The sequence below is a fragment of the Streptomyces sp. NPDC001027 genome (assembly GCF_040299045.1).
Classification (GTDB): Bacteria; Actinomycetota; Actinomycetes; order Streptomycetales; family Streptomycetaceae; genus Streptomyces.
The window spans coordinates 179,788-198,367 of sequence record NZ_JBEPBI010000001.1 but is presented as its reverse complement, the minus strand read 5'-3'; the positions used below and the strand labels follow the sequence as shown (position 1 = coordinate 198,367).

At 70.1% G+C, this 18,580-nt stretch carries 19 protein-coding genes; 4 read left to right on the top strand and 15 right to left on the bottom strand.

The features are described from left to right. Nucleotides 1–30: 30 nt before the first annotated feature. Nucleotides 31–2,658: a hypothetical protein gene (locus tag ABT300_RS01010; RefSeq protein ID WP_351670134.1), complete on the bottom strand. Its 2,628-nt coding sequence runs from the start codon at nt 2,656–2,658 to the stop codon at nt 31–33. A 298-nt stretch (nt 2,659–2,956) separates the two neighbouring features. Between ABT300_RS01010 and ABT300_RS01005 the strand changes: the two genes are divergently transcribed. Continuing rightward, the gene (locus ABT300_RS01005; protein WP_351670131.1) at nt 2,957–3,646 is read left to right on the top strand and encodes a DUF7008 domain-containing protein; all 690 of its coding nucleotides are present in this window, start codon (nt 2,957–2,959) and stop codon (nt 3,644–3,646) included. 59 nt (nt 3,647–3,705) lie between these two features. Here the strand turns inward: ABT300_RS01005 and ABT300_RS01000 are convergent, their stop codons facing one another. Continuing rightward, the gene (locus ABT300_RS01000) at nt 3,706–3,912 is read right to left on the bottom strand and encodes a DUF397 domain-containing protein (RefSeq protein WP_351670128.1); all 207 of its coding nucleotides are present in this window, start codon (nt 3,910–3,912) and stop codon (nt 3,706–3,708) included. Beyond that, nucleotides 3,909–4,751, bottom strand: a complete 843-nt coding sequence (locus ABT300_RS00995; RefSeq protein ID WP_351670125.1) for a helix-turn-helix domain-containing protein — start codon at nt 4,749–4,751, stop codon at nt 3,909–3,911. Before ABT300_RS00995 ends, ABT300_RS01000 begins: the two co-directional genes overlap by 4 nt. A 238-nt stretch (nt 4,752–4,989) precedes the next feature. On the opposite strand from ABT300_RS00995, the gene ABT300_RS00990 reads away from it, so the two are divergent. Then, nucleotides 4,990–6,042, top strand: coding sequence for a hypothetical protein (locus ABT300_RS00990; RefSeq protein ID WP_351670122.1), 1,053 nt, complete (start codon nt 4,990–4,992; stop codon nt 6,040–6,042). Nucleotides 6,043–6,260: 218 nt separating this feature from the next. Here the strand turns inward: ABT300_RS00990 and ABT300_RS00985 are convergent, their stop codons facing one another. Continuing rightward, nucleotides 6,261–6,767 carry a hypothetical protein gene (locus ABT300_RS00985; RefSeq protein ID WP_351670119.1) on the bottom strand — a complete coding sequence of 169 codons (507 nt, stop codon included), beginning with the start codon at nt 6,765–6,767 and terminating at the stop codon, nt 6,261–6,263. Between the two features lie 271 nt (nt 6,768–7,038). Here ABT300_RS00985 and ABT300_RS00980 point away from each other — a divergent pair, with 271 nt between their 5' ends. Next, a complete protein-coding gene (locus ABT300_RS00980; RefSeq protein WP_351670116.1) occupies nt 7,039–7,512 on the top strand; it encodes an ATP-binding protein in 474 nt (157 codons plus the stop codon). Nucleotides 7,513–7,523: 11 nt separating this feature from the next. Here the strand turns inward: ABT300_RS00980 and ABT300_RS00975 are convergent, their stop codons facing one another. The 11 genes from ABT300_RS00975 to ABT300_RS00925 all read right to left on the bottom strand — a co-directional run bounded on the left by ABT300_RS00975 (nt 7,524) and on the right by ABT300_RS00925 (nt 17,277). Then, nucleotides 7,524–8,015: a hypothetical protein gene (locus ABT300_RS00975; protein WP_351670113.1), complete on the bottom strand. Its 492-nt coding sequence runs from the start codon at nt 8,013–8,015 to the stop codon at nt 7,524–7,526. Continuing rightward, entirely contained in the window at nt 8,012–8,707 is a 696-nt protein-coding gene (locus ABT300_RS00970; protein WP_351670110.1) for a contact-dependent growth inhibition system immunity protein, read from the bottom strand. The genes ABT300_RS00975 and ABT300_RS00970 overlap by 4 nt, the downstream gene beginning before the upstream one ends. Before the next feature lie 21 nt (nt 8,708–8,728). Beyond that, nucleotides 8,729–9,028, bottom strand: a complete 300-nt coding sequence (locus ABT300_RS00965) for an RNase A-like domain-containing protein (protein WP_351670259.1) — start codon at nt 9,026–9,028, stop codon at nt 8,729–8,731. Nucleotides 9,029–9,114: 86 nt separating this feature from the next. Then, nucleotides 9,115–9,789, bottom strand: a complete 675-nt coding sequence (locus ABT300_RS00960) for a hypothetical protein (protein ID WP_351670107.1) — start codon at nt 9,787–9,789, stop codon at nt 9,115–9,117. A 60-nt stretch (nt 9,790–9,849) separates the two neighbouring features. Continuing rightward, on the bottom strand, nt 9,850–11,430 hold the full coding sequence (locus tag ABT300_RS00955; RefSeq protein ID WP_351670104.1) for an RNase A-like domain-containing protein: 1,581 nt from the start codon (nt 11,428–11,430) through the stop codon (nt 9,850–9,852). 275 nt (nt 11,431–11,705) lie between these two features. Next, complete coding sequence (locus ABT300_RS00950) at nt 11,706–12,020, bottom strand: WXG100 family type VII secretion target (protein ID WP_351670101.1); 315 nt, start codon at nt 12,018–12,020, stop codon at nt 11,706–11,708. Nucleotides 12,021–12,070: 50 nt separating this feature from the next. Beyond that, nucleotides 12,071–12,487 (bottom strand): WXG100 family type VII secretion target, encoded by a 417-nt coding sequence (locus ABT300_RS00945; RefSeq protein ID WP_351670098.1) that lies wholly within the window; start codon nt 12,485–12,487, stop codon nt 12,071–12,073. A gap of 435 nt (nt 12,488–12,922) precedes the next feature. Continuing rightward, nucleotides 12,923–14,548: a chaperonin GroEL gene (gene groL / locus ABT300_RS00940; protein ID WP_351670095.1), complete on the bottom strand. Its 1,626-nt coding sequence runs from the start codon at nt 14,546–14,548 to the stop codon at nt 12,923–12,925. A 111-nt stretch (nt 14,549–14,659) separates the two neighbouring features. Continuing rightward, on the bottom strand, nt 14,660–14,968 hold the full coding sequence (gene groES, locus ABT300_RS00935; protein WP_057584642.1) for a co-chaperone GroES: 309 nt from the start codon (nt 14,966–14,968) through the stop codon (nt 14,660–14,662). 435 nt (nt 14,969–15,403) lie between these two features. Then, the gene (locus tag ABT300_RS00930; protein WP_502977851.1) at nt 15,404–16,234 is read right to left on the bottom strand and encodes a polysaccharide deacetylase family protein; all 831 of its coding nucleotides are present in this window, start codon (nt 16,232–16,234) and stop codon (nt 15,404–15,406) included. After that, the gene (locus tag ABT300_RS00925; RefSeq protein WP_351670090.1) at nt 16,231–17,277 is read right to left on the bottom strand and encodes a polysaccharide deacetylase family protein; all 1,047 of its coding nucleotides are present in this window, start codon (nt 17,275–17,277) and stop codon (nt 16,231–16,233) included. The genes ABT300_RS00930 and ABT300_RS00925 overlap by 4 nt, the downstream gene beginning before the upstream one ends. A gap of 114 nt (nt 17,278–17,391) precedes the next feature. Here ABT300_RS00925 and ABT300_RS00920 point away from each other — a divergent pair, with 114 nt between their 5' ends. Continuing rightward, nucleotides 17,392–18,564 (top strand): THUMP-like domain-containing protein, encoded by a 1,173-nt coding sequence (locus ABT300_RS00920; protein WP_351670087.1) that lies wholly within the window; start codon nt 17,392–17,394, stop codon nt 18,562–18,564. Nucleotides 18,565–18,580 lie beyond the last annotated feature (16 nt).

The window sequence follows — 18,580 nt, the reverse complement described above, 5'->3', positions numbered from 1 at the left end:
TCCGCCCGGCGGGGCTTGCGGCCGTCCGTGTCACGGCGCGGGCTCCGTGGGCGAGTCGGGCGCGGTCGACGACGGCCGGCCGGACGGGGGCTGGAGCTCCTGCTGCGCCCACGTTCCCGCGACCACCGTGGCGAACGCGGTCGCGGCGGCGACGAGCACGGTGGTGAGGGGAACCGATACGGAGGACAGCCGGCGGAAGTTCCGTACCTGTGACCACTTCATGGCGGCGGCCCTCGCCAGCCACCACTCCCAGCCGAGCCCCAGCCCCATGCACACCACGAAGGTCTGGCCCGCCAGGCCGCCGCACGCCACCGCCATGTCGGCCCAGGAGGGGTACCTGGTGTACTGCGGATCCACCGTGAGCACGCTCATGGCCAGCACCTCGGCCGGCAGGACCACCGCTGCGAGCGCCGCCGCCTTGCCGATTGGTGTGTTGCCCCGCAGAAGGGCGTAGTAGTAGCCGAAGACGAAGCCGTACAGAGCCCAGTGTGCGAACCTCAGCACCTTGGAGATCTCCGTGAGGTGGAACGGCATGAAGGGATCGACGCCCACGGCGTCGGCGGTCCCGAGCTTGTAGACCGCCCATGGCAGCGCCAGCGACTGGGCGAGGAGCGCCCCGGCCAGTCCCGCGGTCCGGGGAGCGACTCCGGCACTGGAGCCGAGCGCGAACCGTTTCGCGCGGGCCAGTCGGGTGGCCGGGTCACCGCAGCGTCCGGGCACTTCCAGGGCGTCCCATCGGGCGGAGAAGTCCGACGGGGTCAGCGTGTGGTCCTCGGCGAGTGCGGAGCGTGCGGCCCGCTGGTAGTCGGCCCGTGCGTCCCAGACGAGCTGTGCCCGCACCCACCGGCCCATGAAGCGCGCGTGTGCCCGGCGGCCGACGCGCCTGAACTTGGCGGCGGTGATGTCGGACCCGACCGGGAGCAGCGCGAGGGAGCCGAGCGCGACCCACAGGACCGCGAGGGCGTCACCCCACATCGACAGTGTCCGCAGGCTGGGGTTCCCCAGGGCCATGAGGACGGCGCAGACGAGAAGCACCCTGCCGACGGGCTCGACAGCCCTGCCTCCGTCGCCGACGGCGCCGCGCCGGAGGAGGTACAGGAGTTGCAGCACCACACCGCAGACGGCGACCGCGCAGAGGGGAGAGCCGAGGTATCCCGTGAAGAAGGAGACCTTGTAGTAGCTCCACAGGTACCACTCGTCGCCCGGTGGCTCCGGGCCATAGGCGGCGAGGAACGGAATCGTCACCAGGACCCAGAACGCGAGGAAGCAGATCGCCCGGTCGGTCTTCCCCAGGGTCCGCCGCGCCACCGGTCCCAGCAGCGACGTGAGCCAGGCCGCGATCGGCCACGCGCAGAGCAGTCCGACGGCCGCGTCGGCACCGGTCTCCGTGTAGCCGAAGGTCCCGATCGACAACCGGCTGAGCCAGTACGTGACAGCGACGATCCACAGCAGCGCACCGGCCGTGGCCGCCCATCTGCGCCGCGCACCTCCCGCGGTCCGGCGAAGGACGAGAGTCAGGCCGAGAGCACACACTCCGGTACCGAGGAGCGCGTACCAGATCCCGGGCCCGGCCGACTGGTCGCCCGTCATGAGGAGGAGCAGCAGAAGGGGTGACGCGCAACTCACCACGAGTATCCGAGGGGACGGAGGTCTCAGGGTGGCCAGCCGTCGGCTGAACCACCAACCCGCCACCGGCAGGACGTACCACAGCCAGAGACCGAGGGCAGGGCTCGGCGTCCAGATCTCGTCGGGCGTCGGCGCGCCTGTGTCGCTGAGCGTGAAAACGCCCAGGTGCATCCAGGAAGGCCACGGCATCGGCGGGGTACTGACGGAGGCGAAGAAGAACGTGGCCACCGCCCCCGCCATGGTCGCCGCCCGCCACCTCCGGGGCGCGGCGGGTCCGGCGAGCCGCGCCACGAGGAGCGCGGTGACGGCGCCGATCCCCACAACGGCGACGCCGAACGCGGCCACGAGTTCGATGCGCGTCTGCCGCCGTACCGAGGGCAGCATCGTCGTCTCCAGGGTCCTGCGCAGGACGACCGAGGGGCTTTCGGCGGCTCTGTCCCGGGCCGCGGTCGCCACTCTCCAGGAGACCGCGTCGGAGGTCTGCGATTCGACCGGTCCGCGCAGGTCGTTGAACCGCCACCGCGGAGCGCGGACCTCGACCGTCCAGAGCTTGGGGAGCCCTTCGGGATACCGCACCAGCACAGTCGGCAGGTCGATGGCGACCTCGAGTGCGTCCGGGCCGGAACGCCGGGCCAGAGAGTAGGTGGATTCCGTTTCGACGTGCGCGGGATCGCGGGGCGACCCCTGCGTCACCTTGTCCGTCGGCGGTTCCCAGTCGTCGGTGGCCGGCTTTCCCCCGTCGCGGAGCACGGTGTAGCCGGAGCAGAACGCGGAACCCGTCTCCCGTAGCGCGGCCAGTGCCTCACTCCGGGCGGCGAGGGTGTACGCGCATCGCCTTCGGACCACCACTTCCTGCTTGGACGAGTCCCAGCCGATGTCGATGACGAGCTTCCCCGCGGAAGTGTCGTCCCCGCCCCCGTCGGCCGCCCGGGCGGCACCGGGCAGGCAGAGACAGAGCAGAGCCAGCAGTCCCCCTGAGCAGAGCCGCAGAAACCTCGACCACGGCACACGACTGCCCGACGAGCCCTTCATACCGTTGACACCCCCGTACACGGCGCCCGGCGCGCCCCCGTCCTTCCCCGCTGAACGTCGTCCCGCGCTCGGACGATGATGACCTCCCGTGCCCTCCGTCCGGGGCGTCTTCGTCAGAAAACGTCCTCCCGACGCGGATCCGGCAGAGCAACGGAAGGACGCTGGCGGGATGGGGCGGCGGGCCCGTAGAGGTCCGGCGTGCGTGGCGTGAGGCCGTCGCGGCGGAGCGTACGGCGGCCATGTACGAGACCTGGCGTGACGAGCGGGTCGTGCAGATCGCCGCCGCGTGGGTGCTGGCGTGCGTGTTCGTGCGGGGTTCAGCGAGGAGGCGTGGGTGCTGATCCGGCGTGCGCTGGAGTCGGTCGACGGCGCTGACGAGAACCCGTTCGCCGTGGCTGTCGCGCGGTTCCGGCTGCTCGTCGCCGCCCTGAAGGCGGGAGGTGTACGGGAGTTGAGCGCTGCTCCGGGGCTGCCTATCCGGGTGGCCGTGGCGGACTCGCTGTTGCGCAGCGGGAGGAGGACCGGGCAGCGGCTCGACATCAAGGTGCCGCCGAAGTACACGGGCGCGGACTTCCTCAAGCACTCCTACTGGTCGAACCGGGGAAAGCTCGACGTCCCCAAGGAGCGCTTCATCTCCTATCCGGGGGCCTCGCTGGAGTCCGACAGCTCGCTGCTCCTCGGCTGGGCCGGCTGGAACCACCGCGACCAGGCGGACGCCCTCGTCGGGCTCATCCGCAACCGCGTCGAGGACGGTGGCTGGGACAAGAAGGACCCCCGGCTCGTGCCGCTCCTCGCCGGGCTGCGGGAAGTGCTGCCGTGGGTGCACCAGTGGTACGGCGAGTACGACGAGGAGTGGGAGGGCAACCCCGCCGAGGAGTTCCAGGCCGCCCTCGAATCCGTGCGTGCGGAAGCAGAGTTGTCCGAGACCGACCTCGCCACCTGGCGTCCCGAGAAGAAGACGCGCGGTCGGCAGAAGAAGAGCGAGTGACCCTGTGTGAGTGGGCTTGAGCGAGGGGCGGCCGGGCAATCGGCCGCCCCTCCTCCACATCAACCGCGCGCGGCCATCCCCACGAACGCGGCCCACTCGTCGGCACCGACCGTGAGGAGAGCGTCCCCCGGCCGCTTGGAGTCACGGACCAGCACGGCCGTACCGGCGTTCGCGACCTCGACACAATCACCACCGTTGCCCGCGCTGTAGCTGCTCTTGAACCAGTGCAGCTCAGCAGCGGCAGGCGCGGGACTGCCTGTCTTCATAGCTCTCCCAACAGCTTCTCGATGAAGGCCTGTGACTCCCGGGGAGTCAGCGCTTCCGCTCGGAGTGCGCCGTACGTCGCTTCGAGCGGGCTGACCTTCTTCGGCTCCGCGTACAGGGCGCTCACGTCCTGTACTTCCATGTAAGCCATCCTGCGCTGTTCCTTCGAGTGGATCAATGTGAACGGCCCTGCCAGACCGGCATGCTCCTCACGCTCCATCGGCATGATCTGCATCGCCACGTTTCGTTGGCACCCATAGATCAGCAGCTGCTCCAGCTGGCCCCGCCAGACTTCACGACCGCCGAGGGGCCGACGCAGAACGTGCTCGTCGATGACGAAGCTGAACAGTGGAGCGGGACGACGGGCGAAGAGCTTCTGCCGCTCCAACCTCGCAGCCACACCCTGCTCGATCGCCTCCTCGTCCAAGAGTGGGCGCCACATGCGGAACACCGCCCTTGCGTACTCCTCCGTCTGCAACAAGCCCTTGATCACGTGGCTGATGTAGGCATGCAGCTCAACAGCCTCCGCCTCCAACTCCGCGTACCGCCGGAAGAAGGACGGATACCGCGCCTTCGCCACCTCCGGCTTCATCGCCGCGAGTACACCCCGTGCCCCCACCGCTCGGTCCACCACGTCGATCAGGTCGGGCTTCGGAATCCGTCTCCCCTGCTCCACCGCCGCGATCTGCGCCTCCCCGTACCCGACCCGCTCCCCCAACTGCGCCTGCGTGTACCCGGCCACCTCCCGGAGCAGCTTCATCTGACGGCCGAAGCACCGCAGGAACTCCCCGTCCGAGTCCGGCTCCACGCCCCCCGCGCCCGAATCCGCACCCTTGTCCATCCCGCCTCGCTCCCTCGTGACTCCGTTGTCAGTGAGGGCAGGTTAGGAGCAGCGCAGCTCAACAGGGGTTCGAACAAACCAAGTTGGTTCGTGTGGGTGAACGCCCGCCAGAAAGCTTTCTTCACTCAACGCGTCCAGGTGTGCACTCTCCGTGCGGTACCGTCAGCACAAATACGGCCCCCGTAGCGGGTGCAACCGCTCACGAGGGCCTGAACCACCAGTGGAAAGCGACTCCACCGTGATTTACAGGCACCATATCGCGCCCCCGCGCGCCTTCACCCAGTTCTCCCACGACCTGATCCGGCATCCCCGCCTCTCCTCGGACGCCGTTCGACTCCTCACCTGGCAGCTCTCCCTCCCGGAGGGGGCGCGCGAACCTCTTTCGCGCACCGCCGAACGCGCCAACATCGGCGGCTGCGCCTTCACCCGGGCCAAGCGGCAACTGAAGGCGGAGGGCTTCGTGCACGAGCGACGCCTCCAGGGGCCCGGTGGTCGCTGGGTCACCCAACAGCTCGTCTCCAGCATCCCGTTGAACGAGGCCGAGGCCGCCAAGATCCTCGCGCGGCTGCCCGTAGCAGTCGCCGCAGCGGTCGTAACCCCCGTATCCCCCGTGTCTTCGCAGGTCGGACCGAGTCCCCGGATCCCGGCCGTCGGTGAGCCGACCCCTCCGCTCTCCGACGGCTATCCCAACAGGACACCCGGTGAGAACACCTCCCACCAACCCCCCGAACCCCCCGCACCCGAGCCCGGACCGGATCCGGAACCGGATGGTGAACCGGAACCTGAGTGGGAACGGGAGCAGGAACCGGAACCGGCCGCCCCGCCCCTCGCCGCGCTCGAAGCGGCTCGAGCCCTCGCCGCGACCTTCCCCCACCTCTCCCCCGACCTCCGGGCCATGCAGGCCGAGCTGACGCGCCTCACCGCCCGGTGGCTCGCCGCAGGTCACGCGCCCACTGCCGTCCGCACCCACATCCTGCGCGGCCTCCCCGACGACGGCACCCCCGTCCACCGCCCCGGCGGCCTCCTGCGCCACCTCCTCCGCGACGTCCCGGCCGTCCCCGCACCCAAACCACCGCCGCCGCCCGCAGCGGAACCACCCTCGACCGCGGACATCACCGGCCCCCGCGTCTCCCCCCGCCTCACCGGAGCCCAGGAGTGCGAGGGCCCCCACATCCAGCCCATGCTCTTCCGGCCGCTGAACGACGAGACACGCTGCCCGCGCTGCACGGCCCGGCCGGGCACGCCGGCGCACGCCGGACCTGCACCCCAACTCTTCGACGGCGTACGGTAATCGGCTGACCACCAACGTGCACCTCGGCGGCTTCAGCCTCTACCACGGAAGAAGAGCCACCGGCCTCAAGCGGCTCGACCCGGTCTCCCTGTACACCAAGCTGCTTCCGGCCGACAGGGCCCACGCAAAAGCAGAGGCCCGCCTGATTCCGGGCGGGCCTCGCGTCCGCTCGCCGCAACGAGCAGAGGGTTCTTACGCAGCCTGACAGCGCTTCGCGGTCACGCCGCTTCCGCCTCCGCCGCGGCTCGACGGGCCAGCCGGTACGCCTCGGGCAGGGCATCGGCCGTCGTGAGGGGCAGGCGCACGGCGTGCGCGTTGTCGGCCTGGACGTTGCGCGCGGCGGCGAAACGGCAGCCCTCGGCCGCGTCGCCGGGCAGGCGGAAGTCGAGGTAGGTGCGGTCCGGCCGCACGTAGCAGTACGCGCCCACCTTGCGCGGGCCCGGCACATAGAGCTTGACGTAGCTCGTCTTCTCGGTGCCCAGTTCGGCAACCGCTCCGTGCTCCCGGACCTCCTTCTCCACGAAGGAGACGAACAAGCCGGCGTACTGCGACGCGGCCCGCGCACGAAGCAGCGCGAGCACCTCCGGGTCCAGGACGGACGGCTCCGGCGTCCCCGCCTGACGCGAGGTGGTGCGCAGGTCGAACTCGGCCCCGTGGGCCGCCAACACGTCGATCAGCGCGGGAAGTTCCTCCGCGCTCACCTCAAGACTGACCTTGATCGTCACGGCTCACTCTTCCCTTGTGCAAGCACCCGAACGGGCCCGCTCACCCACACCCTAGACTCCACTGACGGCTTACTGTCAACAACTTCCCGCAACTTCCAGTGAACTGTTCGCTCCTGTTCGACGCTGATCCCGGTCCGCCGACGGCTCCACAGCCCCGCGTCCGAGGACCACACCCGACCACGCCCACGGAACCCCGCCGCACCCCGACAAGCCCCGGCTGTAGCACCGTCACCCCTGGTCACAGCCACCCCGGACACGGGATCTTCGACACATGCCCCTCCCCCACGACGACACCCCCGTCGGCACGACCGCCCTCCGGCCCGCCCCCGAGACCGGCCTCACCCTCCGGTTCAGCTCCACCCCGCGCGGCGCCCGTCTGGCCAGACTCATCGCCTCCCAGCAGATGGACGCCTGGGGATGGCCGTACGGCACCGCCGTCAACGACACCGTCGAACTGATCACCGCCGAACTGGCCGCGAACGCCGTCACCCACGGCCGGGTTCCCGGCCGGGACGCCGAACTGCGGCTGCACAGGGACGACGACACGGGGCACGTCCGCGTGGAGGTCACCGACGTCCGAGGGGAGCGGCTGCCGGTACAGGAACCGGGCACGGACGGCCGACAGCTCGCGGACGGCGGGCGCGGCCTGACGCTCGTGGCGGCGCTGGCCGAGGACTGGGGCGTCGCACCCCGGCCGGGTGCGCCCGGAAAGACCGTATGGGCCGTCGTCTCCTGCGGCCCCTGAACAACGCCGCGTCAGTCGTCGGCCACCTGGATCAGCGCGGCGAAGCGGACCCCGTCCGTCCCCACGACGAGACCGTCCAGGGTGCAGCCCACGAGGCCTTCCGACACGGGGCCGTCGGTGTTCGACCACCAGCGCGCCTCGGGGCCCAGAAGCCGCACCACTCGGTCGGCGATCGACCGCGCCTCGGTCGGGTCCATGAGGGTGAAGTCGGAGAACAGCAGGTCCCTGGACGCGAACCGGCTCATCAGCGCGACGGCCTCGGCCGGATCCTTGGGGTACAGCGACAGTTCGATCTGTTCGGCGGGGATCGGGCCGTCTGTGACGTACCGGTGCCAGTACTCCTCGTACAACCTGACGCCGAGCGAGTGCGCTTCCTCGGCGACGGCCCTCTCGACGGACCAGGCCTCGCCGACGCCGCGCAGACGCCCGGCACGGACGTAGACCCGATGCTCGGACGAGAGCCTGTCGAGGAGCGGCCCCAGCTCATCCGCCGGGAGGGTCACTCCCGGCCCTCCGTCGTCTCCGGCGCGTACACGGCCCGCGGCCCGGCCAGCCGGTGGGCGACCAGCTCCAGCCAGCCGCTCGGCGCGTACGGCGCCGGCGGGTCGACCTCCATGCCCAGCTCGGCCAGAGCCAGTGCGCAGTCGGGCTCGTCCAGGTCGAGCGCGAGCAGTTCATGGAGCTCGCCGACCAGTCGAACCACCAGCTGGGCGTCGGTCGTGGCCCGGTAGTCGTCGACGGCGGCGTCGTGACCGGCGAACTCGTCGGGCATGTCCTGGGAGAACCAGCCGCCGAGGAACTGCCCGAGTTCGGGGAAACGGGCGTGCCACTCCCAGTGCGTCGCCGGGGTGGACGGAGGCGGTACCTCGCCCTGCTCGACGCTGTGCCTGATGTGGTCGGCCAGGCAGTACAGCCACCGCTGGATCTCGCTGTCCGACAGGCCGACGTCGGGCACGGGATAGAACTCGCCCAGGCGCAGTCTCAGCCGTCCCGGCGGATGGTCCGCGTACTCCCGCAACTGGCGCTCGGCGACGGCGAGGGCCCATGGCCTGTCGTGCCAGGTCTGACGCAGGTAGGCGGTCAGCGCCTGGCTCGGCCGGTCCGGGGTGTCGTCGGCCTGCTGTCCCGCGTAGGCGCGGACGACCTGGTCGAGTTCGCCGTAGCGGCGGTCGTGTTCGAGGGGGCTCAGGGGCACGATGGTCAGCCTCTACAAGTGCTACAGGTAGACGGGGAAGGTGGCCTGGACGGCGAAGCCGTGGGGTCGGCCGGCGTCCCGCCTGAGGATCACCCGGGCGGCCCGCACGTCGACGGGGCCACGCCCCGCCAGCATCATCGCCTGCAGCAGCACCCGCCCCACCGGCTCCTCCCGCGACGGCCACGACGCCTCGACGGTCAGACGTGGGCGGGTGGACTGGGCGAGCCACCGGTGGATGAGCTGCTCGTTGGCGGTGACCACCTGCTGGGTGGCCCACTGAGCCGTCTCCCGGTCGGGGTAGGTCGACGTCCTGGTACGCACAGGAACCGTCTCGGACACGATCATCACCTCGCTGGGAAGATTGACGCACATTCGGGCGACATCCCGAAATTCACTCTGCCCTTACTTTACCTGCTGTGAATGTCATGAAATTCCGCAAAGTGACGATTTCCCTTTCTGGCGATCTCTCGCAAGACACTCCGAGACGCCCAGGGGATACCTTGCGACAAGGTGGTCCGAAGGGTATCCGGTTCCGGGAACAGGAGCAGCGCCTCTTGCGCCTGCGCCACGAGTCCGACCGCCTTGTCGGCACAGTCCCCTGGATGCAGACTGTCGAATCCTGCCCGCAGACAATCATCAAGCGTTTCGAACTCGTCCGTTTCCACCCAGTACGTAAAGTCAACCAGCTCAGGAAACGTCAGAGGAACCTCCCAAGAGGCCATGGGGAGCTGCCCGTAGCCCGGGATGCCGTTGCCATCGAGCCGGCGGATGGCAAGGGCTGCGTCCGAAAGGTATTCCGCAGACGGCCTACCACCGGAGGCCAGTGCAAGCTTCTCCTCGAACCCTGCGGGGAGCCTGTCCCTCAGAGGGCTTGCCAGCACCTCCGCGACGAGGTCCACGGTGGCCGCGGCTGTGGCCGAAGGAAGCGCCCACGAGCTGCCCGGACCCCGTTGCGCAGTGCGGCACAATCGGGCGATCTCCCGAACCAGGTCGTCCCCCTCGAAGACATTCAACCGGATGGACAGGTCGAGCAATCGTGCAACGAAGCCGTTGTTGAACACTGCCCCGATATATGTGGTCACGCTCGTAGAACCTTTCTTCCTTCTCTTCTCGGGGTGCCATTTCCGGGACAAAAAGTGGCCCTACGGCGTCGTGGGCATGGAAGTGAGTACCACGAATGCGGGGTCCACGCCCTGCTTGTAACGGATAACCACGTCGACACTGTGCACGTCAGCACCCTGTGCGCTCAAGCCGTTCTGATCATACTCACTCCGGAGAACTGTCCGGCCGGTCACATCGCTGAACGTCGAGCCCAGGTTAAGCGTCGATCTCTCATTGTGATCCTGTTCCCGTCGCTTCAGCCAGTTCTCGATCTTCACGGCGTTGTCGACGTCGTCCATCACTTCCTGGGTGTACCGCTGCGCAGAAGCCATGTTGGTAAAACTGGACGCAGCCAGGGGCCGTACCGTTCCGTCACGAAGAACCTGTTGATCCCGGAGCCGCTGCGCCAACTGTTCGTCCGTCTTGCCGACATGCTTGTCGATGACGTGACTGTTGTGGATCCCCTCTTGGCCGGCGAGATCCAGTGCGTAGAAATGGTTCTTTTCGTCGGCGTCCCTGATGTACTTGTGCTCGGTCTTGAAATCGTTGAGCGAACGCGCTCCGAACACCTCCGCCCTCGCCTCCTCTGCGGCGAACGTGGGGACGCTGCGCTTCGCCTCCTCCAGCGCGGACTTCAGTTTCGTCAGCCCGTCGCCGAGGCCGTGTATCTCGCGGTTGTAGGAGTCCACCGCGCTGTTCAGGCGGCCCGTGTCGATGTTGGTGATGAACTCCGCCGCCAACGCGGGGAGCTCGCCGATCAGCTCAAGGAGATCCTTGAAACTCTTCACCGCGAAGGTCTTGGTCGCCGCGTCCTTGTAGACGTCGACGATGGTGGAGCGGATCTTCGTCACTTCCGCGCTGACCCCGTCGCACGCCGTCGCCACGTCCCGCGCGGTGTCCTGGAGAACGTCGAGAGCAGGCTGCTTGCCCTCCTTGTGGGCCCACTTGTAGCCGTGATGCTCCTTGCCCCAGTCCGACGTCCCCCACATCGCCGAGCAGAACTGCTTCATCGTGCTCTGCCACTCGTCGTGCCCCGTCGCCGGGTTGGTGATGTAGGCGATGGCGTCGTCGAAGGCCTCCGCGGAGGTCTTGGCGTCCCTGGCGGCCTGTCGCCAGACCTTGGCGATCTCCGGCAGGGCGATGTCGTCGCCGCCGGGCGTGATGTCCGCGACCTTGCCGTGACGCAGGGCGTGGCTGAGGATCGGGCGGAGGATCTCGGCCCCGACCGCGGCCACCGCACCCGAGACCTCGTCGATGATCGCGTTGCCCCAGCCGTCCTCACCCTGGGCGTTGCCCCAGCCGAGTTCGGCGACGGGCCCGGACGCACGGGCGCTCTTCAGGACGTCCGGCGGGTTCTTCGTCGCCAGCACCGGGGTCAGGGGGTGGAGGGTGTGGTCCGCCCGGAGGTAGTTGTTCGCGGTTATCGTGAGGCCGACCGCGGCGCCGCCGACGCCTTCCGTCGTCCTGTTCCACACCTCGAGAAAGAGGACTGCGGTGTCGGCGTACGCCTTGACGAAAGCCTCGGGGCCGGTGCCGCAGCCGACCGCGTGCTCGTGCCCGTCGAGCCCCTCGACCAGCTTCGTGGCCTGGCCGGCGAAGTCGTACTGCGCGTTGCGCAGCATGTACGAGGCGTAATACACGTGCTGTGGCTGGACGTCGAAGCCGACGATGTTGCCAGGCGGTGCGGGCTTCATCGCCTGCAGCTCGGCGGTGCGTCGGTGGCGGTCGGAGTCCGAGTCGCCGCGGGAGATGTCGTTGCCGGCGGGGTCGGTGAGACCGCCGGGCGACGGATGCGGCGTCGGGCTCGCGCCGCCGGAGCCGGACGGCTGAGGCAGGCCGCCCCCCGTGGACGGGGTGGGAGTGGGGCTCGTGGAAGGCGCCGGAACCGGTGTGGCCATCAGAGCGCACCCCAGCCGCGCAGCACCGCCCGGTGCGCCGCCGTGTAGTTGAGGTGCCCGGTGGTGACGAAGTCGTGCAGCCACTTCTGGGCCGCTTCCAGGTCCTGGGCCGACCGGTCCCATTCGTCGAGCTTGTCGACGAAGACCTCTCTGGTCTCGCCCCTCCAGGACAACACCACCGGCTCCACCCGGCCGTAGAGCGCCTCCAGCTTCTCGTTGAGCTTCTTGAGGATGTCCTCCAGTTCGGCGGCGAGTTCCTGAAGCGCCGCGAAGGAGACCGTGATCTGCTCATCGGGTACTGACCCGTTCGACATGTTCCCCCTTGGTGGCGTCCGTGGTGGCCGTGCGCAGAGCGTGGCGTGCGTCAGTACGCGTCGAGAGTGCTGCGTGGGGGTGTCGCCACCTCCACGTTCGGCGTGGAGAGCCTGTCGACCTCACTGTCGACGTCCACGCTGACCTGGCGCATCGCGGCGAGCACGTCGAGGTCGGTCTTGGAGAAGCCGTCCCGGCTCAGCCGTACGGCCTCCTCCAGCAGCTTCACGACTTCCCGGATGCGTACGGCGTCCTCGGCGGCCGCGCGATGGAAGTCGCGGTACGCCGTTCCCGCCGGGCCGCGCCAGCCCGCTTCGATCCGGTCGACGATCGCGTCCATGCGCGTGACCTGGCCGTCCAGGTGTTCGCGCATGTCGCCGAGGTCGCCCGCGAGCTTCGTCAGGTCCTCGGCGGTCGCCTTGAAATCCGGAGTGCCGCCCTGCGGCGAGCCGGCTCCGTGCTGTCCCATACCGTGCGCCCGCCCCCTCGGTGTCGTGCGCCCCTGAACGACAGCGCCCCCGCCCATCAGACGTCAAACATATGATCCGACCTTGTCGCGCTCGGCTCGCCCTCGGCGCGCCCGCCGCCGTGTTCCCCTCGGTTGCTCCCGGCCCCTCCGGTCCCCGGCCCCGACCTGGCAGGATGAGGAGGACTGTGACGGACACCGGGGAGCGGGAGCAGCCAACGGCCAGGGGTGGCGAGACCGTCGTACTGAGGGATGTCCTCGACATCAGAACTGCACCTGGACGTGGTGCACCCGGCCGGCACGGTGATCCATCGCCGTGGCGGTGATGACGTGCGCTGGTGGAGCGGAGGCTGACGCGCGTCCGGGCAAGGCCGAGGCCCGGCGCCCCCGGTGGAACGGGGGGCCGGGCCTCGGTACTGCTGTGGGTGCTGACCTGGGTCAGTGGGAGTGGCCGTGACCGTGACCGCCGGCGGCCGGCTCCTCCTCTTCCTTCTTCTCGACGACGAGGGTCTCGGTCGTCAGGAGGAGGGAGGCGATGGAGGCGGCGTTCTCCAGGGCGGAGCGGGTGACCTTGACCGGGTCGATGACGCCGGCCTTGACCAGGTCGCCGTACTCGCCGGTCGCGGCGTTGAAGCCCTGGCCCTTGTCGAGGTCGGCCACCTTGGCGGTGATGACGTAGCCCTCGAGGCCCGCGTTCTCGGCGATCCAGCGCAGCGGCTCGACGGCGGCCTTGCGGACGACCGCGACACCGGTGGCCTCGTCGCCGGTCTTGTCGAGGTTGCCCTCGAGGACCTTGACGGCGTGGACCAGCGCGGAACCGCCACCGGAGACGATGCCCTCCTCGACCGCGGCGCGGGTCGCGGAGATGGCGTCCTCCAGACGGTGCTTCTTCTCCTTCAGCTCCACCTCGGTGGCGGCGCCGACCTTGATCACGCACACGCCGCCGGCCAGCTTCGCGAGGCGCTCCTGGAGCTTCTCGCGGTCCCAGTCGGAGTCCGTGTTCTCGATCTCGGCCTTGATCTGGCCGACGCGGCCCACGACGTCCTCGGAGTTGCCGGCGCCGTCGACGATGGTGGTGTCGTCCTTGGTGACGGTGACGCGGCGGGCGGAGCCCAGCACGTCCAGGCCGACCTGGTCGAGCTTGAGGCCGACCTCCTCGGAGATGACGGTGGCGCCGGTGAGGACGGCCATGTCCTGCAGCATCGCCTTGCGACGGTCGCCGAAGCCCGGGGCCTTGACGGCGACCGCGTTGAAGGTGCCGCGGATCTTGTTGACGACGAGGGTGGAGAGCGCCTCGCCCTCGAGGTCCTCGGCGATGATCAGCAGCGGCTTGGAGGAGTTGGTCTGGATGACCTTCTCGAGCAGCGGCAGCAGGTCGGCGATCGAGGAGATCTTGCCCTGGTTGATGAGGATGTAGGGGTCCTCGAGGACGGCCTCCATGCGCTCCTGGTCCGTCACGAAGTACGGCGACAGGTAGCCCTTGTCGAAGGCCATGCCCTCGGTGAAGTCCAGCTCCAGACCGAAGGTGTTGGACTCCTCGACGGTGATGACGCCGTCCTTGCCGACCTTGTCCATGGCCTCGGCGATGAGCTCGCCGACCTGCTGGTCCTGGGCGGACAGCGCGGCGACGGCGGCGATGTCGGACTTCTCGTCGATCGGGCGGGCCGAGGCCAGCAGCTCGTCGGAGACGGCCTTGACGGCGGCGTCGATGCCCTTCTTCAGGGCGGCCGGGGACGCGCCCGCGGCGACGTTCTTCAGGCCCTCGCGCACCAGCGCCTGGGCGAGCACGGTGGCGGTGGTCGTACCGTCGCCCGCGATGTCGTTGGTCTTGGTCGCCACCTCCTTCACCAGCTGCGCGCCGAGGTTCTCGTACGGGTCCTCGATCTCGACCTCACGGGCGATCGTGACACCGTCGTTGGTGATGGTGGGGGCGCCGAACTTCTTGTCGATGACGACGTTGCGGCCCTTGGGGCCGATCGTCACCTTGACCGTGTCGGCAAGCTTGTTGACGCCGCGCTCGAGGGCGCGACGGGCGTCCTCGTCGAACTTCAGGATCTTCGCCATGGGAGCGGTTCAGCCCTCTCGGGAAAAGTGGGAGAAACGAACTGCGCCCCCGGCGCCCGGCTTCACAAACACGCGGGGCCAGGAGCGCAGTTCACTGCAAAACTGGGTGAATTACTTCTCGATGATCGCGAGCACGTCGCGAGCCGAGAGGACGAGGAACTCCTCGCCGTTGTACTTCACCTCGGTGCCGCCGTACTTGCTGTACAGGACGACGTCGCCGACCTTGACGTCGAGCGGCAGGCGCTCGCCGTTCTCGAAGCGACCCGGGCCCACCGCGAGGACGGCGCCCTCCTGGGGCTTCTCCTTCGCGGTGTCCGGGATGACCAGGCCAGAGGCGGTGGTCTGCTCGGCGTCGAGCGGCTGGACCACAATGCGGTCCTCGAGCGGCTTGATGGCAACCTTGGAGCTGGTGGTCGTCACGATCCGACCTCCCCCTTCGGAGATCTCACGGGGCTAACTGTCTGAGGTGGCGACCAGGTGGATCCGTCGTCGCGGGTGCCGGACCTGCCCGTCGCTGTTGGCACTCTCCAGGGGGGAGTGCCAGACCCGAGACTATGACCGCGATTAGCACTCGGTCAAGCGGAGTGCCAATGCCTGCGGCGCGTCGTCGGGTTTTCGGCCGCCGTGAGCGTCCTGGTCACCCGGTGGCGGGGCGCCGTTTCCGGGGGCTGCCGCCCCCGTGCCCCCGCTTCGGCCCTGGACGGGCCTCGTCCTCGGACGCCGGACGGGCTGAGAATGCCGACCCCGACCGACGACCTGCCTCCGACGTTCCGGCCGGCGCCGAACGGCGACACCGGACCGGCGCAGAAGACGGACCCGGCCGGTGTCCCGGCTCCAATGTCTGAGGGCGAGGCGTCAGAGGTAGTCCTCCAGGCGGGCCACCGTCAGGTGCTCGTGCTGGATCTGGCGCAGGAGTCGCGTCGTGCGGTCGCGCAGGTCCGGGGCCGTCGTCTCGTCCGGGGCGACGGCGATGACGTCACCGGGGCGGAGGCGGTGGGGGCCGTGGGCGTAGGCGAGGGTCGTGGGACCCATCGAGGCGCGCCACAGGACGACGGCCGCGATGCCGCAGTCGGCGGCGGCGCGTCGGGTGGTGGCGTCGTAGGCGCCGTAGGGCGGGCGGAGGAGGCGGGGGCGCAGACCGAAACGGGCGCGCAGCTTGTCCTGCTGGCCGCAGATCTCGGCGCGCTGGCCGGCGTAGGGCAGGCCGCGCAGGGCCGGGTGGTCCAGGGTGTGGTTCTGGACGCTGGCCCCGACCGACTGCAGCCGGGCCAGCCTGCCGTAGCCGGGGCCGATCACGCTGTCGGTGAGGAACATGCTGACCGGCAGGCGCAGTTCGCGGACCATGTCGACGAAGCGCGGGTCGCGTTCGGCGCCGTCGTCGTACGTGAGGAAGACGACCCTGTCGGTCGTCGGGACGTGGTCCACGACCGGCGGGAGAGCCGTCCCGGGGCTGCCGGCCAGCGAGCGGGCCGGGTGGGCCGGGGCGGGGGCCAGCGGGGCCGTCAGACCCCAGCGGCGATAGGCGGGCTGCCCGGCGGCCGGGCCGGCCGGGTGGACCCGGGCCGCGGCCTTCCTGCCCAGCCGTTCGATCGGGTCGACGGACTGGGCGCAGCCGGCAAGGGCCGTCAGGACGAGCAGGACCAGCAGGGCGGCCGCCGCTCCCGCGCACTTCTGCCGTGCCCTCACAGGTAGTCCTCCAGACGGGCCACCGCGTAGCCCTTCGCCGTGACCTTGTCCAGGAAGCGGCGGACGAGGTCGGGCATCGTGCCCTTCCAGTCGCCGCGACCGCGGAAGTGGCTCAGGACGATGTCGCCGGGGTGCAGTTCCCGGTCCCCCTCGCGGTACTCCCAGTGGTCGACGAAGACCTCCTCGTCCCAGAGCGGGGCGTAGCGCACGCCGCAGCTCTTCGCGGCGCGCAGGGTGTCCTGGTCGTAGTTGCCGAAGGGCGGCCGGAAGAGGGCGGGGCGGGCGCCGTAGCGCTCCCGGATCACCTCCTGCATCCCGCAGATCTCGTGCTTCTGACGGGCGTAGGAGAGGGCCGGCAGGTAGGGGTGGTGGAGCGTGTGGTTGTTCAGGGTCGCCCCCCGGTCCTGCATCTCCTTGAAGTACCCGTAGTCGTCCTTGATCAGGTAGTCGCTGAGGAAGGCGGTGTACGGGATCTTCAGCTCGCTCGTCATGCGCAGGAACGCCGGGTCCTTCTCGGCGCCGTCGTCGATGGTGAGGAAGACGACCCGGTCCTCCGTGGGGATCGAGGTGAAGACCGGCGGGAGACCGAGCTCCTCGTGGTCGTCGACCTCGAAGCCCTTGCGGGTGGTGATCTCCGGCTTGTGCGCGGGGGGCGGCGGGGGCGTCAGCGGGACCTTTCGCAGGCCCCAGCGCCTGGCCGCGGCGACGCGCGCCAGGTGGGCGGCACGGAGCCGGGCGGCGTAGCCGTACAGGGCGCGGGCCGGCGCGACCACCGGCGGCGCAGCCTTCTCCGGCTGCTGTCCGGGCGCGGGGCGGGCCGAGCGGTCGGCGCCGGCTCCGGCGCCCCCTCCGGCGCAGCCCGACGCGACGGCGGCCAGGGCAAGGACGGCGACGAGGCTCCTGAACCCGACGGCACTGCGGGTCCCGGCGGCGCCGAGGGGCCGTCCGGCGGCGCTGCGAGTCCCCCGGCGGGGGCGGGGATTCGGGCGGGGGCGGGGATTCGGGCGGGTGCGGCGGCGGGCCGGCTCGTCAAGGCCGTTCATGTCATTTTGTACGACAGGTCCCATGGCGCCGGATCTTCGCAGTCGCCCTTCCCCAACCCGGCCCGACACCGCCGCCACAGGCGCGCTGTCCACCGACTGGCCCACAATGGCCCGGTGAACGACCTCGCCCCCCTGCGCACTCCCGAGGGCCGCGCCCTCCTCGACGCGGTGCGCGGCACCGCCCCCGCCGACGAACTCGCCGTCGCCACCCGGCTCCGCCGCGAGCATCCGGCCGACCTGGTCTCCGCGGCCCTCGGCCAGGCCCGGCTGCGGCAGCGGGCGGCGGTGAAGTTCGGGGCGCGGGACGCGGAGCGGATGTTCTTCACGCCGAACGGCGTGGAGCAGTCGACGCGGGCGAGCGTCGCAGGCTACCGGGCCGACCGGATGAAGGCGCTCGGGGTGACCTCCGTCGCCGACCTGTGCTGCGGGATCGGCGGGGACGCGATCGCCCTCGCCCGCGCCGGGATCCGGGTGCTGGCCGTGGACCGGGACCCGGCGGCCGCCGAGGCGGCGCGTGCGAACGCCGAGGCGCTCGGGCTGAGCGAGCTGATCGAGGTGCGGGAGGCGGACGTCACCGAGGTGGACGCCGGCGGCTACGACGCGGTCTTCGTGGATCCCGCGCGCCGGGGCGGCCGGGGGCGCATCTTCGATCCCGAGGCGTACTCGCCTCCCCTGTCGTGGGCGGTCGCCGCCGCGCTCGCCGCCCCGCGCGCCGCCCTCAAGATCGCGCCCGGGGTGCCGCACGAGGCGATCCCCGCCGAGGCCGAGGCCGAGTGGATCTCGGACGGCGGGGACGTGAAGGAGGCGGTGCTGTGGTTCGGGACCGAGCCGGGGACCGTCCGGGCGACCCTGTTGCCGGGACCGCGCACCCTGGTCGGCGCCGGCCTGCCCGACCCTGACGTCCGGCCGGTCGGGCGGTATCTGTACGAGCCGGACGGCGCGGTCATCCGGGCGCATCTGGTCGCCGACGTGGCCAGGGAGCTCGACGGAGGGCTCGTCGACGAGACGATCGCCTACGTCACCGCGGACGCCCTCCGCCCGACCCCGTACGCCGCCGCCTACGAGATCACCGATCAACTCCCGTTCGGCGTCAAGAAGTTGAAGGCGCTGTTGCGGGAGCGGGAGGTCGGAGTCCTGACCGTGAAGAAGCGGGGGTCGGCGGTGGAGCCGGAGGAGCTGCGGAAGAAGGTGCTTCCCAAGCCGCACGGTTCCGAGGCGGCGACGGTGTTCCTCACACGAGTGGCGGGCGCCCCGACCATGCTGATCGGGAAGCCCGCCACCGCCTGACGCCGGTCGGCCATGA

What these genes read in the sequence shown, in the direction of transcription:
- ABT300_RS01010 (WP_351670134.1), bottom strand. Translation starts at nt 2,658, where the DNA reads ATGAAGGGCTCGTCGGGCAGTCGTGTGCCGTGGTCGAGGTTTCTGCGG.
- ABT300_RS01000 (WP_351670128.1), bottom strand. Translation starts at nt 3,912, where the DNA reads ATGAAGACAGGCAGTCCCGCGCCTGCCGCTGCTGAGCTGCACTGGTTC.
- ABT300_RS00995 (WP_351670125.1), bottom strand. Translation starts at nt 4,751, where the DNA reads ATGGACAAGGGTGCGGATTCGGGCGCGGGGGGCGTGGAGCCGGACTCG.
- ABT300_RS00980 (WP_351670116.1), top strand. Translation starts at nt 7,039, where the DNA reads ATGCCCCTCCCCCACGACGACACCCCCGTCGGCACGACCGCCCTCCGG.
- ABT300_RS00955 (WP_351670104.1), bottom strand. Translation starts at nt 11,430, where the DNA reads ATGCTGCGCAACGCGCAGTACGACTTCGCCGGCCAGGCCACGAAGCTG.
- ABT300_RS00950 (WP_351670101.1), bottom strand. Translation starts at nt 12,020, where the DNA reads ATGTCGAACGGGTCAGTACCCGATGAGCAGATCACGGTCTCCTTCGCG.
- ABT300_RS00945 (WP_351670098.1), bottom strand. Translation starts at nt 12,487, where the DNA reads ATGGGACAGCACGGAGCCGGCTCGCCGCAGGGCGGCACTCCGGATTTC.
- groL (WP_351670095.1), bottom strand. Translation starts at nt 14,548, where the DNA reads ATGGCGAAGATCCTGAAGTTCGACGAGGACGCCCGTCGCGCCCTCGAG.
- ABT300_RS00925 (WP_351670090.1), bottom strand. Translation starts at nt 17,277, where the DNA reads ATGAACGGCCTTGACGAGCCGGCCCGCCGCCGCACCCGCCCGAATCCC.